Raw genomic sequence first — 12,946 nt, forward strand, 5'->3', positions numbered from 1 at the left:
AAAAGAGGAAATTAAACCTAAAAAAAAATCAAGCAAATATGGGGGGAATAAAAATTATTAATTTAATATTAATAATATCTTTAATGTTTTTTCTTCATCTTGTAGTGATAATAATATTAAAGAAAAAATCAGTTATTATAAAAATGGAGACATAAGAGAAATTCTATATAATAAAACAGATAAAATGTATGGTTTAAAAACCCAATTTTACCCAAACGGGAACTTGAATACAATTTCTTACTTTAAAAATGTCAAGTCAACAATATTTATTGGTTTTTATGAAAGTGGACAAATTTTAATGAAAGGGAATATAGAAAATGATTTATACGAAGGCTTGTGGGTTTATTATTACGGAACCGGTAAATTAATGAACAAGGGAAACTTTAAAAAAGGCATCAGAGTTGGAATATGGCACCATTACTCTAAAGAAGGAAAGTTAACGATTGAAGATTGTAAAGAAGGTGTAAAAGATTGAATAATTAACAAACTCCATAACTCAAACTCTGAAGAACCAAAATTACGGAATTGAGCAACTTTCGGAATTATTTTATTTGTGGAATATTTACTCAAATTAGCAATTTAGAAAACCAAAAAATTGGAAACAAAAATTATTACAAAAAAGAAAATTAATCAGACTGAAAAAATAAATAGGAAATTTAAACCCGCATTTTACAACACCGTGTATGGTAAATTGCTATATTTAGCATAAACTAAAACTTATTGCTCTTTTGCAAACTTCTGAATTTCCGCTGGAAATTCCTCGTTCACAAAACCGCAACTTTCAATACAAAACCACGTTGGCAGTAATAAAAAACCGAAATCAGAAATTAAAAGAAAAATACTGAAAAATGAATAAAATAATTATTGCAACTTTATTACTATTTTTATCAATTGGAGTTAATTCTCAAAATGTTGAAAATTATCTTGAAACTGAAAAGATCATTAAATTTGACAACAAGAATTATGAATTAGTTTGGAGCACTCATCCGAATGAAGTTTATTATAAACAAGAATATTTAACGAAAGAACAAACTCTTGAGAGATTTAAATCTATGGTCACAATCGACTTTCTGAATGGAGAATTTAAAGTGAAAGATTTAGTAAATCAAAAAATTCAAGAACTTGAAAATGCGAAAAAAACGAATCCAATAATTAATTATTCAGTTTTAGAAAAAGATGGAGAAACAATAATTGACTTTTTAATGAGCGTAAGTTCAAAAGACGGAAAAAAATTATTGGTAGTTGAACGAAATATTTACAGATATACAAATATTGAAACTGAAGAAACGAAAGGTTTATTGCTCTTTTCTGTGAGTGAAAGAGCATATGAAGGTGAAATCGGAGAATTTTTCAGCGAATTGAAAAAAGATAAAAATAGTCTAATAATAAAAGTTGGAAACATAGAAATTCCAAAAATAAATCCGAAAAAATAATTACTACTGCCAACACCTTGTATAAAAAATTGCTATATTTAGCATAATTTAAAACTTGTTGCTTTTTTTGCAAACTTCTGAATTTCCGCTGGAAATTCCTCGTTCACAAAATCGCAACTTTCCATACAAAACAACGTTGGCAACAAGCGCAAATCTGAACTCTGAAAAATGATGAAAATAAATAATTACTTAATAATAATTCTAATTTTTATAAGTGTTTCTTGTAATAATAAAAATTCTAACAAAACGGATTTAGAAAATTACGTTGAGTCAATTAAGAAGGAAATATCGTTAAATGAGAATCCACTAATTCTCATTGATGGTTACCTTAAAAAATATGAATTTATCACTTCTAAAAACGACCTATTATCAATAGATAATATTATTAATGTAAAATATTTAGAGAAAGAAAATGCCTTAAAAATATTTGGAGAAAGTGGAAAGAACGGAGCAGTGGTTATATCAACAATATATCAAATTGAAGAATACAATCCTGAAAAAAGAATTATCTATGTTTTGAATGGAGATATCATATCGAAAAAGGATTTTGAGGAAATAAATGAAAATAAAATAGTAGAAATTGAAACTATAGAAGAAAAAAAAATAATAGAGAGATTTTCAACAGAGAATTATGAGGAATTAATTTATGTTATTATGAAACAATAAATTGGAAAAATAAAGCCAGTTGCCAACACCGTATATAATTTATTGCTGGCTTTTTGCCTACTTACGAAAGTCCTCGCGGACTTTCTTGGTTTGTGTTTTATTTACTAAATTAGGTGCTTGAAACACGCAACAAACTATATACAACAACGTTGTACACAATAACAAGACCAAATGGATAACTTAATTCGACTTTTAAAAGCAGAGTCAAAAGAAATTAATCACTTCTTTGAAAAGGCAAGTATTGAAGGTCAAGGTACACCTCAAGAAGTTTCTGATAGAAGAGAAATTGCATTAACGAAATTTCTTAAAAAGTTTTTCCCTTTCCCATACAGAATAGCAAAAGGAAATATTAGAGATAGTTACGGTTTGAGTAGTATGTCTATCGACTGCGTCTTATTAAATCCAAGTCACCCTTACACTACCTCTGACGAAATAAATTTTTCAGTAATTTTAGCAGATGGTGTTGATGCTGCTATTGAAGTAAAACCAAAACTAAATTCAGACAAAGAAATCGAAAGGTCTTTAAACCAAATAGCAAGTGTAAAAAGATTAACAAGAAAAAGAACAAGCGTATTAAATCTAAAAGTTCTCGGAAAACAACACAGTCCTGAAACTTTAGCAAATGCAAAAAAAATACCATCAATTATATTCGCAATTGAAACTTATAAAAATGACAAACTTTTACTAGAAAAAATTGTTGATTTCTATGAGAAAAATCAATTCAAAAGAGATTTACAATTTGATTTTATAGTAATTAATGGTCATTACCTAATTGTCAATATTCGTAAAGGAAGTTACTTCGAACTAAATGGAAAATTCGACAACGGATTGTATATTTATAATTATGGAGAACTTACGTTGACAGCGTTTTTAATGTTACTAAATAAATTTCCTCCATCTGAAATGAGAAACTCTTCCACAGTTTTAGAACATTATATCGATATAAAACCTGAAAACACAAAAACATTTAATGACTTGAATAATCGGTTGAATCTGATTGAAAAATAACTGTGTACAACACCGTATATAATTTATTGCTAGTTCTAGCTTACTTACGAAAGACCTCGCGGACTTTCTTGGTCGGTAATTATTTACTAAATTAGTTACTTTGAACACGCAACAAACCATATACAACAAAGTTGTACGCAATATAAAAAAACCAAATGGCAACATCAGTAAATTCAGCTTTTAACGAATTTAATAACGACATAGTAAATCTTTTGAAAGATAGAACTGACAAAGCTCGCACAAGCCGAGATTGGTTGTTCACACAATTAAATGGATTAGATTCAAAAGAGGATTTAGATTTTCCATTAAAAAACGAATCCAAACACGTCAATTTTGGTTCTTTTCAAAGAAAAACAAAAATTAGAGAATTAGATGATGTAGATTTAATGTTTTGCTTTACTGCAAATGGTGCGACATATACAAAATACAGTACCAATCACTATAAAATAAACACACCTAACGCTGGGCAAAGATTGAAGAATTTATCTGACTCGGATATTTTAAATTCGAGAAGAGTAGTTAATAAAGTAAAAAACTCTTTATCACAAATTGGTCAATACAAATCGGCTGAACTTCATGGTCGCGGTGAAGCTGCTACATTAAGTCTTAATTCATATGAATGGGTCTTTGATATTGTTCCTTGCTTTTTCACAGATATAGATTTGTATTTAATTCCTGACGGAAACGGAGATTGGAAACCAACTGACCCAAGAATCGACCAAAAAAGAGTTACAGATGCAAATCAGACCAAGGATGGAAGAACATTACAACTAATAAGAATATTAAAATATTGGAATAGAAGGAATTCGACTTATACAATCGGTTCGTACTTATTCGAAAATATAGTTATCAATTTTGCTAATTCTAAAACAGAATTGAGCCAATGGATAGATTTTGATATAAAAGATTTTTTATATTACCTATCTTCTGCAATATTAAATACAGTAAATGACCCAAAGGGTTATCAAGGAGACCTAAATACATTTACATTTTCAGAAAAAACAGCAATATCTAAAAAAGCTGATTGGGCTTACGAAAAAGCTAAAGAAGCAGTATATGCAGAAACAAACGAAAAAGACCAACAAAAATCAATAAATAAATGGCGAGAAATTTTCGGACCAGATTTCCCAACTTATGGCTAATAAAGGAAAAAAATATTAAAACGACAAAACCAAGATAATCATATTGATGATTTACTTGCCCAAAAAACTGTTTATTCTGTTGCGAAAAATTATCAAGGTTTATTGATCTTTATAACTGTACCGCTTCCAATAATCATTTCTATTATAGTGAAATTAGACCCAAAACTAATAGACCAATCAAGCTATATTTTTGCTTTATATCTTGTCTTTGCTGCAATTGGCGAAAAAATTGTAGAAAAAATTGTAGAAAGATTAAAAAACATAGCAGCATCAATTCAAGAACAATTTGATTGTGAAGTTCTCGATATTCCAACAAATGAAACATTAAATTCACTTTTTATAGATAAGGAAACCATAAGAAGAAACTCAAAAAAAGCAAGAAAAAATAAATCTCTAGTTCAAAAAGTAACTAGTTGGTATTCTTTAAATCTTAAAGATGTAAAAACAAACATTGGAAGTTTACTTTGTCAAAGGACAAATATAACTTACGATTACTCTGTTAGAAAACGATATAAAAGTACTGTTCTAGTTTTGTCAATTCTTACCGTAGTTACGCTTTTTTTATTATCATTATTTAATGATTTGAGTTTACAAACATTTTTAATTGAGGTTATTTTACCTTCAATACCTGTTTTTATGTTTGCATATAAAGAAATCAATTCTAACACGGAATCAATTGACAATCTCAATCATTTGAGAAACCTAATTGAATCAAAATTGAAAGATGTAAATATCAATTCAGAAATTGATGAAGAATTATTAAGAAAAATTCAAGATAGAATTTATCACAATAGAGTTTTAAGCCCATTAATCCCTGATTTTATATATTACTTTGTCCGTACTAAACTTGAGGACGAAATGAATTACTCGGTGGAAAAAAAATTAGAAATACTGCGTACAACATAGTATATAAAAAATAGCGGTTTTGGTGTTTAAACGAAAGTTAAATAATAAAATAAAGGTCAGTTATTAACCGAAAAGTCAGTGCTTAAGAATCCGCTACTTTTCATATACAATACCGTTGGCAACAAGCTGAAGAAACATAATGAATAAACTAAAAACAGGAGAGTTTTACGGAACGCATTACCAAAAATCGGCTTTTGAAAATCTAATAATTACCGATACAGAATACACACACAGCAAAGTGGATTGGCATTATCACGAAAATCCATATTTCACTTATTTACTTCAAGGGAAATTATTTGAGTCTAACAAAAAAGAATCCTACTATTTAGAGCCTGGGAACCTATTATTCCACAATTGGCAAGACTCACACTACAATGTAAAACCTCCTGAATTTACAAGAGGATTTCACATTGAATTGAACGAGAATTGGTTTTCAAATTTCGATATTCAGATAACAGATTTTGAAGGAAGCATCAATTTAAAGAACCCAATTATAAAGAACTTGATGAACCATATATTTGTTGAGACTAAAATTAATGACCAATATTCAAATCTAAGTATTGAAAGTAATTTGATTGATATATTCAACACTATAAAAGAATCAAAGAAAGGGAATTCAAAAAAACCAATTTGGGTAAACCAACTAAAAGATTTATTGATTGAGGAAAAAATAGACTATTCTTTAAAAAGTTTAAGTTCTAAGTTAGAAATCCATCCAATACATTTATCGAGAGAGTTCAATAGGTATTTTGGAACAAGTCTTGGCAATTACATTCGATTGATTAAATTAAATAAAGCGTTTCATTTACTTGCCTCAAAAAAGTTTTCGATGACTGAAATTTGTTATCAATGTGGTTTTTATGACCAAAGCCATTTTATTTCAAATTTTAAACATATCTATAATTTAACACCAACAAAATTTTTAAAAAATATTTCCTAATGTTAATTATATACAATTTTGGTAAATAGAATAATATCAACTTTGTAATTCATCAAAATCAATTAAAAATGAGAATTAAAAACTTGATATTAATAATTACTACTCTTTTTTCATTTTCAGCCTATGCCCAAGATATGGCAGAATACACAAGTGGCTGGGAAGGAATTTTAGAAAATCCGAAAGTATTCAATCTAAAAGTTGAAATAGAAAATTTAGGGAAGGAAAATGCAAAATTTAAAATTTCTAACAACAAAAAAATTATTGATTACCCAATTATAGCAAAGAATAATAAACAGTTAGAAATTCCATTTGCAGAAAATTATTCTTTTAAAGGTATGTTATCTAAAAATGGCAAAGAAATTAACGGATTCATAAAGTCTGGAATACTTCTTTATCACTTAAAACTTACACAATCAGACAATAACTCTTTTTTAGGTACTTGGAATATATTAATGATAGATGAGTTAAAATCATTAAATTTTAATTTAAGTGTTGAAAATGGAGAAGGAAATAAGTATGAAGCTTATCCAATTTTTGGAGATAACCGATTTACAGGAACTTGGTGTGACAATTTTCAAAAAGAAAATAATTTGATTTCGTTTATTGATTTTAAAACTGGATTACAGTTTAAAGGAAAGCTAGAAAAAAATGAAATTCAATTAAGCATACTTTTAGGAGACAATTTACTTACAGAAATAGAACTAAAAAAATCTATAACCGATTGGGAAATTGGTGGTTTCAAAAATGACAACAGGAACACTTCCATTCTAAAACTTACTGAAATGGAAAACCTTATTTCAAAGGATTCATTTCCTAATACACATTCTGTTGTGATTTCAAAAAAAGGAGAAATTATATATGAAAATTATTTTGATGGTTACAATGCAAATATTCCACACGATATGAAATCTGCTTCAAAAAGTATTTCATCCGCAATTGTTGGTCTAGCTAAAGATAAGTCACTATTTAAAAATGTTGACCAATCTATTTTTGATTTTCTACCTGAAAAATATCAAACTTATAATGACAGTCTAAAAACGAAAATTGATATTCAGAGTCTTTTAACAATGAGTTCTGGAATAGATGCTATAGATTATGGCATCAATGCAAATCCAAAATCTTCTGCAACAGAAGATAATTACCAAAGAACACCTGATTGGATTGAAGCAATTCTAAAAGCTCCAATGATTCATAAGCCAAATACTAAGGCTAATTATGGTTCAGCAAACCCCTCTTTGCTAGGTGTTGCTATGGATTCAATTGTTTCTGAACCTTTGGAATTTTTTATTGATAAGTTTTTATTTCAAAAATTGGAAATTTCAAATTACATTATTCAAACGGATTTAAGAGATAAACCATATTTTGGAGGTGGAATGTACCTCACTCCAAAAGATATGTTGAAATTTGGAGAACTTTATCTGAATAAAGGAAAATGGAAATCAAAACGTATTATATCTAGAAAATGGGTTCAAAACTCATTTAAAAACTATCGTAATTTAGAGAATGTGACTGATAAAAACGGTTATGGATATTTATGGTGGCATAATACTTATAACGCTAACGAAAAGAACATAAAATCTATTGAAGCAAGAGGAAATGGAGGACAATATATTTTTGTAATTCCTTGTTTACAAACAGTTGTTGTTATTACATCTGGAAATTACAGAAATGGAAAAACACAACAACCAGAAATAATTTTTGAAAAACATATTTTACCTTACCTTTAATATAGATAAAAGTCAGTTGCCAACAATGTATAAAAATAATAGCGGTTTTAGTACTAAATTCAAAGTTTATATCTCTGTATAAAGCTTAGTTATAGTCCAAAAGGTTTAAGTCTTGAAATCCGCTACTACTCTTATACTAACCGTTGGCAACTATTACTCACTCAAAATCTGAAAAATGGCGAATAAATTAGAATCTGGAATAATAATTGGAATGATCTCAAAATTATCTAACGAAATTGCAATGACAAAAGCGTTGCAATACACACAATTAAGATTATTAGCAAAATCACAAAATTTAGATTTCGAAAAAGTTTTGAAAAACGTTGAATCTTTGCACGCTCAATACATGCTAAAGACAATAGACGATTTTGAGGATATTGAGAAACAGGCGACTGATTTTCTCGAAGAGAACCCTGAACTTGACAACCGAAACGAATCATAGAAGAAATAAAATCTGAATTATTCATAATATTTTGAATTTAAACTCATTCACTTTAAAATTGGCGGAATGAAAAACCATAATCTGAAAAAATAGACAGTTGCCAACACCTTGTATAATTTATTGCTGTCAAATCGCTTACTTACGAAAATCCTCGAGGATTTTCTTGGTTAGTGTTTTATTTATTAACTTTATTGCTTAACCACGCAACAAACCATACAAAACCAAGTTGGCAGTAATTACGAATCAACATAAAATTGAATTAAGAATGAAATTCTATAAAATAAAAAAAATAATAATAGTACTCGGAATAATTGGACTGTTCATTGGAGGAGTTTTAATTTACAATAATCATATAGAAAATAAGTATAGAACACCTTATTCAACTCAAAAAAAGAGAAAAACAACTATTTTAATAAAAAAACCCAAATGATACAGCACAAAAATTTGTTGAAAAACAATTGAAATCACCAAACACGTTATTAACTTATACAATACTTAAGAATGAAATTTCAGATACACCCTTAAAAACTGAAATTTTAACAGATATATTATTAGAAAAAAAAGAGAGCATAACCGAAAATAAATTAAAAATTCTTTTAAAAACACTTTACGATGAGCGTAAAAACAGAACAGGGTTTACTCATCACGAAACACCAAATACAATAGCAGTTTACGCTTATTTAACTAAAGAAAAAGCAAATTCAGGAATGGGTCAATGGGTTGCAATGATTTCAAAAACAAATATGAATGATAATTCTATTCCTGAATTCAAAATAAATAAAATACAACTTAATTCTATTGCCCAAAAAAAAGAATCTATATTGGGGTTATCGAATAAAAAAAGGCGAGAAATATGGAAGAAAATAATATTAGCTGAAAGATATGGTTCCGAAATGGCGCATAAAATACATCCAATAAAAGCAGGTAGTACTCAAGAGGATTTAGTGATAGGAGGAAAATTAATTGAAAAATGGCAATTAGTACGAGAAAATGAAATTATCAAAGAATATAAAATTAATCAACAAATTTTAGATTCAATTACGCTAGAAGGACTTACACAAGGGTGGGCTTTTCCAGAATATTTACCTAAATAAAAACAGACTCAAAAATAATAAAACATGAATTACGAAAATTGTCCGAATTGCAATAAATCATTGAATGGGTTTTTTAGTGCAGATTTACTTCTTGAGTCTAAAGTAAAATTCATTAATAAACATTTGAAACAAGATAAAGGAGCATATTGTACAAATTGCTCAAAACCTTTGTTAAAGAAAATAGCAGATACATTTAGAAAGGAAAAAACAGATATTGAAAGACGACTTCAACAAATAATACATTATATTCCTGTTATGACAAGTCCTTCACCTGTTAATTGGGATTATGAAGTTTTAGAAATGGTTTCTGCTCAAACAACATCTGGAACAGGATTCGCGACTGAATTATCAAGGTCCTTTAATGACTTTTTTGGTTCTGGCTCACAAACTACGAACAGAAAAATAGAAAGAGCGACGAATTTGTGTAAAGCAGATTTAAGAGTACAATGTGTGAGACAAGGAGGAAATGCAGTTATTTCAACTGACATTGATTTTAATGAAATTGGTACAGGAAGTACAAATATGTTAATGGTTTGTATGGCAGGAACAGCAATTCGAGTTACTGATATGGAAAATTTTAGCGCAAAAAATAGAGACACAATTATTGAGGTTGTTGAATTAACCGAAAAATTGGAAGCAATAGCAACGGAAATAAAATAAAAAACTACTGCCAACACCGTGTAAAATTAATTGCTGGTTTTAGCCAATTTACGAAAGTCCTTGCGGACTTTCTATCTGTGATTTATTTACTAACTTTAGTGCTTAAAACACGCAACTAATCTTACACAAACACGTTGCCATTCATTGGCGAAACGCACTCAAAATCTTAAAATATGAATAAAATAAAACTGACTTTGATTTTTTTACTAATATTCACTTTAGAATGTTTTAGCCAAGACTCTGGAAACAACGGAATAAGAAATACAGCAATTAGTAGTGGAATTGGATTAGGAAGTGTTTTGGCTGTGGTGGTTTCTTGGGAAAGAAATAAATCAGTTCTTTTAGCATTTTTTCACGGTATTTTTAGTTGGTTGTATGTTTTATATTTTGTGCTAACCAGAAAACCAGAAGAAAGACATAAAAAATAAATCAGAACTGAAACCAGTTGATACAAACTGAACTATGCGCAGAATTTAAAAGTTGTGGAATTACTCACTCAATCGGGATTGAAAATGTTTGCAGACTACAATATTTTATGATTAATTATGAAAACAGAAACTAAATCAATAATAAAAGGAGGAATCGTTGGCGGAGTTGTTTATGCTGGAATTATGGCTGGGTTTGACTATACCGACGGACAAGATTTTAGAATCTGGAGATTTATATTCAATGCTTTATTTTTTGGTATATGTATGGGATTTATCACGCGAAATAGTCTAAAAAAACAAGCGGAAAAGAGAAGTAAGAACTGAATAAAAACAACGAAATGGCAACACCGTGTATAATTAATGGCTGGTTTTAGCTTACTTACGAAAGTCCTCGCGGACTTTCTATCTGTGATTTATTTGCTAACCTTAGTGCTTAAAACACGCCACTAATCATACACAATCACGTTGCCATTCATTGACCAACGAACTTCAAAAATTATGAATATAAAAAAAACGAAAATGAAATTAAAAGAATTAGAAAAACTAAAGTGTATAATTTTAACATCAATTATTTTAGTGTTATTTTTTTCAAAAAACAATATTTACTCTCAATCCAAAGACTTAAAATACCCGTTGTGCATTTAAACAATATTGACTTTTAAATTGTTTATATTCCTATTAAAAACAAATTTGTTAATGTATTGAATGATAGTTAGTGCTGTTAATTTTGAGAGAATTCTTGTCTTAAAACCTTCAAAAGTTTTCGCATAATTATTCCGTATTTTAAACTGGTCACAAAGTTGAGAAAACAAGGTCTCAATTCGTTTTCTTTTCTTCCTAAAAATATACGTTTGTTTTTTGTAATTCTGTTGATTTTTACGCATTGGAACTTCTAATTTAATTTGTTTACTCTCAAATAAATCTAACTGATAGTCCGCACTTAGGTATCCTTTGTCCCCTAAAACCACACAGTTATTAAACTGATTTTTAATGTCTTTTAAATAATGAATATCATGTACAGAAGCTTTGCTAATATCAAAACTTTTAAACACGCCATCAATAGAACAAACAGCATGTATTTTATAGCCATAATAATGCATGTTTTGACTAGCACAATAACCTCTATTTGGGGCTGAATAAAAGTACTCTTTACAAACTTTACTTCTCCCGCTTCTTGAGAGTTTTACAATCTCCAAAGGCATACTATCTACTACATAATAGTTTTCAAACTCCGTGAACTTATTGGAGAGTTGAGTTCTTATAAATTCAATGGCAAAAAATAATTTTCGCTTCCGTTTATTGTAAACTGATCGCTCTATTTTAGCAAACAAATATTCTGGAATATCCCGAAACAACTGACATTCACTGTCTATACCCATATATTCTGCTGTTAAATTCATAGCGATTAATTCAATGTCTTTTAGTTTTGGTTTCCTGTTTTGACGTAAAAATTGTTCCTTTTCTGTAATTGTGGCTAAGACTTCTAAAATTTTATCGTAATTTGCTCTAAAGTTATTCATCGTATTTAATCGATTGATTGTCAATTAAATATACGACTTTTAATAGTCAAATGAATAACTTTTTTTAACTATTTATAATGCACAACGGGTTTAAAATATAAAAATATAATCAGTATAAAGAAAAATATGTTTAGCACACTTTTACTGAAAGATAACAATAGTCTTATTTTTAATCAATCTAAACCAAGCTCTAATTTATTTAATAATACTTTTTCAGATTACAATATCTCTTTCCAAAGAAGAGTAAACTCTCGTTTATTTTTAGGAATAGATTATTATAGCTTTAATTCATTTAATGAAATAGATCCTATTAGTCTTTCTTTAAGTCTTGCTGGATTAGAAAGAAAGAATTTTTTATCTAAAACAGGAATTCAACAAGTAAGGATTAGCGGATTTTATACTATTCTAAATAACAATAATTTTATAATTAGAGCTGGATTATATATTCCATTTTTTCAAGAAAAAACGACAGATTTAACTCTAATTTATCATGAAAAAATGAATGAAAATAATTTAGTCTATAATTCTGCATCCGACAAAGACAGCAAGTTATATTTAGGAATTGTTACTCCTGAAGTTGCAGTTGATTTTCTATATAATTTTAACTTTTTAGAAGCAGGTATTTCTACATCTTGGAATTCAACTACAAGTGAAAATGAACCAATAATAAGATTTTCCGCAGTATTAAATATTAATTTATAAAAAATATGAGTTTTAGAAAACAAGATTTAAAATTGGGAAAGTTTACTTTAATCCGAAATTTTATTTTTATAATAATTGTATCTTTTAGCAGTTGCATAGAAGAAGAAATTTGCACTAAACAAGTCAATATACCAATATGGAATGAACAAGAACAAATATTTGAGGATAATTTTCAAGAACTTCCTTGTGATGCTTAATAAAACAATTCGAATTAATGAAAGTATAATTATAAATTGAAAAAACAACGAAATGGCAACACCGTATATAATTTATTGCTA

16 protein-coding genes are annotated in these 12,946 nt (G+C 28.3%); 15 read left to right on the plus strand and 1 reads right to left on the minus strand.

The annotated features are described in order from the left end of the window. The first annotated feature begins 184 nt into the window (after window positions 1–184). The 13 genes from BST83_RS08805 (at window position 185) to BST83_RS08875 (ending at window position 10,770) form a co-directional block, all read left to right on the plus strand. Window positions 185–475, plus strand: a complete 291-nt coding sequence (locus tag BST83_RS08805) for a toxin-antitoxin system YwqK family antitoxin (RefSeq protein ID WP_104809473.1) — start codon at window positions 185–187, stop codon at window positions 473–475. A 373-nt stretch (window positions 476–848) separates the two neighbouring features. Continuing rightward, entirely contained in the window at window positions 849–1,433 is a 585-nt protein-coding gene (locus BST83_RS08810) for an HI_0983 family protein (protein WP_104809474.1), read from the plus strand. Between the two features lie 168 nt (window positions 1,434–1,601). Further along, window positions 1,602–2,099 carry a hypothetical protein gene (locus BST83_RS08815; protein ID WP_146092137.1) on the plus strand — a complete coding sequence of 166 codons (498 nt, stop codon included), beginning with the start codon at window positions 1,602–1,604 and terminating at the stop codon, window positions 2,097–2,099. Between the two features lie 171 nt (window positions 2,100–2,270). Then, window positions 2,271–3,107 (plus strand): DUF6602 domain-containing protein, encoded by an 837-nt coding sequence (locus BST83_RS08820; RefSeq protein WP_104809476.1) that lies wholly within the window; start codon window positions 2,271–2,273, stop codon window positions 3,105–3,107. 155 nt (window positions 3,108–3,262) lie between these two features. Next, entirely contained in the window at window positions 3,263–4,249 is a 987-nt protein-coding gene (locus BST83_RS08830) for a nucleotidyltransferase (RefSeq protein WP_104809477.1), read from the plus strand. A gap of 12 nt (window positions 4,250–4,261) precedes the next feature. After that, window positions 4,262–5,155 (plus strand): S-4TM family putative pore-forming effector, encoded by an 894-nt coding sequence (locus BST83_RS08835; RefSeq protein ID WP_170062805.1) that lies wholly within the window; start codon window positions 4,262–4,264, stop codon window positions 5,153–5,155. A gap of 139 nt (window positions 5,156–5,294) precedes the next feature. Then, window positions 5,295–6,095, plus strand: a complete 801-nt coding sequence (locus tag BST83_RS08840) for a helix-turn-helix domain-containing protein (protein WP_104809479.1) — start codon at window positions 5,295–5,297, stop codon at window positions 6,093–6,095. 68 nt (window positions 6,096–6,163) lie between these two features. Continuing rightward, window positions 6,164–7,822, plus strand: coding sequence for a serine hydrolase domain-containing protein (locus tag BST83_RS08845; protein WP_104809480.1), 1,659 nt, complete (start codon window positions 6,164–6,166; stop codon window positions 7,820–7,822). Window positions 7,823–7,997: 175 nt separating this feature from the next. Further along, entirely contained in the window at window positions 7,998–8,264 is a 267-nt protein-coding gene (locus tag BST83_RS08850) for a hypothetical protein (protein ID WP_104809481.1), read from the plus strand. A gap of 458 nt (window positions 8,265–8,722) precedes the next feature. Next, the gene (locus tag BST83_RS08860) at window positions 8,723–9,358 is read left to right on the plus strand and encodes a hypothetical protein (protein ID WP_104809483.1); all 636 of its coding nucleotides are present in this window, start codon (window positions 8,723–8,725) and stop codon (window positions 9,356–9,358) included. Window positions 9,359–9,382: 24 nt separating this feature from the next. Beyond that, a complete protein-coding gene (locus tag BST83_RS08865; RefSeq protein ID WP_104809484.1) occupies window positions 9,383–10,018 on the plus strand; it encodes a heavy metal-binding domain-containing protein in 636 nt (211 codons plus the stop codon). Between the two features lie 173 nt (window positions 10,019–10,191). Continuing rightward, on the plus strand, window positions 10,192–10,446 hold the full coding sequence (locus BST83_RS08870) for a hypothetical protein (protein WP_104809485.1): 255 nt from the start codon (window positions 10,192–10,194) through the stop codon (window positions 10,444–10,446). 117 nt (window positions 10,447–10,563) lie between these two features. Then, window positions 10,564–10,770, plus strand: coding sequence for a hypothetical protein (locus tag BST83_RS08875; protein WP_104809486.1), 207 nt, complete (start codon window positions 10,564–10,566; stop codon window positions 10,768–10,770). Between the two features lie 317 nt (window positions 10,771–11,087). On the opposite strand, the gene BST83_RS08880 is transcribed toward BST83_RS08875, so the two are convergent. Continuing rightward, window positions 11,088–11,966 (minus strand): IS982 family transposase, encoded by an 879-nt coding sequence (locus BST83_RS08880; protein WP_104808411.1) that lies wholly within the window; start codon window positions 11,964–11,966, stop codon window positions 11,088–11,090. Between the two features lie 126 nt (window positions 11,967–12,092). Between BST83_RS08880 and BST83_RS08885 the strand changes: the two genes are divergently transcribed. Then, complete coding sequence (locus BST83_RS08885; protein WP_104809487.1) at window positions 12,093–12,668, plus strand: hypothetical protein; 576 nt, start codon at window positions 12,093–12,095, stop codon at window positions 12,666–12,668. Window positions 12,669–12,673: 5 nt separating this feature from the next. Continuing rightward, window positions 12,674–12,865: a hypothetical protein gene (locus BST83_RS08890; RefSeq protein WP_104809488.1), complete on the plus strand. Its 192-nt coding sequence runs from the start codon at window positions 12,674–12,676 to the stop codon at window positions 12,863–12,865. Window positions 12,866–12,946: the final 81 nt, after the last annotated feature.

The organism is Polaribacter filamentus (genome assembly GCF_002943715.1).
In the GTDB taxonomy this organism is placed as follows: domain Bacteria; phylum Bacteroidota; class Bacteroidia; order Flavobacteriales; family Flavobacteriaceae; genus Polaribacter; species Polaribacter filamentus.

Bases quoted from the DNA above. Each gene is read 5' to 3' on its own strand.
- BST83_RS08805 (WP_104809473.1), top strand. From the start codon at position 185: ATGTATGGTTTAAAAACCCAATTTTACCCAAACGGGAACTTGAATACA.
- BST83_RS08810 (WP_104809474.1), top strand. From the start codon at position 849: ATGAATAAAATAATTATTGCAACTTTATTACTATTTTTATCAATTGGA.
- BST83_RS08815 (WP_146092137.1), top strand. From the start codon at position 1,602: ATGATGAAAATAAATAATTACTTAATAATAATTCTAATTTTTATAAGT.
- BST83_RS08820 (WP_104809476.1), top strand. From the start codon at position 2,271: ATGGATAACTTAATTCGACTTTTAAAAGCAGAGTCAAAAGAAATTAAT.
- BST83_RS08830 (WP_104809477.1), top strand. From the start codon at position 3,263: ATGGCAACATCAGTAAATTCAGCTTTTAACGAATTTAATAACGACATA.
- BST83_RS08840 (WP_104809479.1), top strand. From the start codon at position 5,295: ATGAATAAACTAAAAACAGGAGAGTTTTACGGAACGCATTACCAAAAA.
- BST83_RS08845 (WP_104809480.1), top strand. From the start codon at position 6,164: ATGAGAATTAAAAACTTGATATTAATAATTACTACTCTTTTTTCATTT.
- BST83_RS08850 (WP_104809481.1), top strand. From the start codon at position 7,998: ATGGCGAATAAATTAGAATCTGGAATAATAATTGGAATGATCTCAAAA.
- BST83_RS08865 (WP_104809484.1), top strand. From the start codon at position 9,383: ATGAATTACGAAAATTGTCCGAATTGCAATAAATCATTGAATGGGTTT.
- BST83_RS08870 (WP_104809485.1), top strand. From the start codon at position 10,192: ATGAATAAAATAAAACTGACTTTGATTTTTTTACTAATATTCACTTTA.
- BST83_RS08875 (WP_104809486.1), top strand. From the start codon at position 10,564: ATGAAAACAGAAACTAAATCAATAATAAAAGGAGGAATCGTTGGCGGA.
- BST83_RS08880 (WP_104808411.1), bottom strand. From the start codon at position 11,966: ATGAATAACTTTAGAGCAAATTACGATAAAATTTTAGAAGTCTTAGCC.
- BST83_RS08885 (WP_104809487.1), top strand. From the start codon at position 12,093: ATGTTTAGCACACTTTTACTGAAAGATAACAATAGTCTTATTTTTAAT.
- BST83_RS08890 (WP_104809488.1), top strand. From the start codon at position 12,674: ATGAGTTTTAGAAAACAAGATTTAAAATTGGGAAAGTTTACTTTAATC.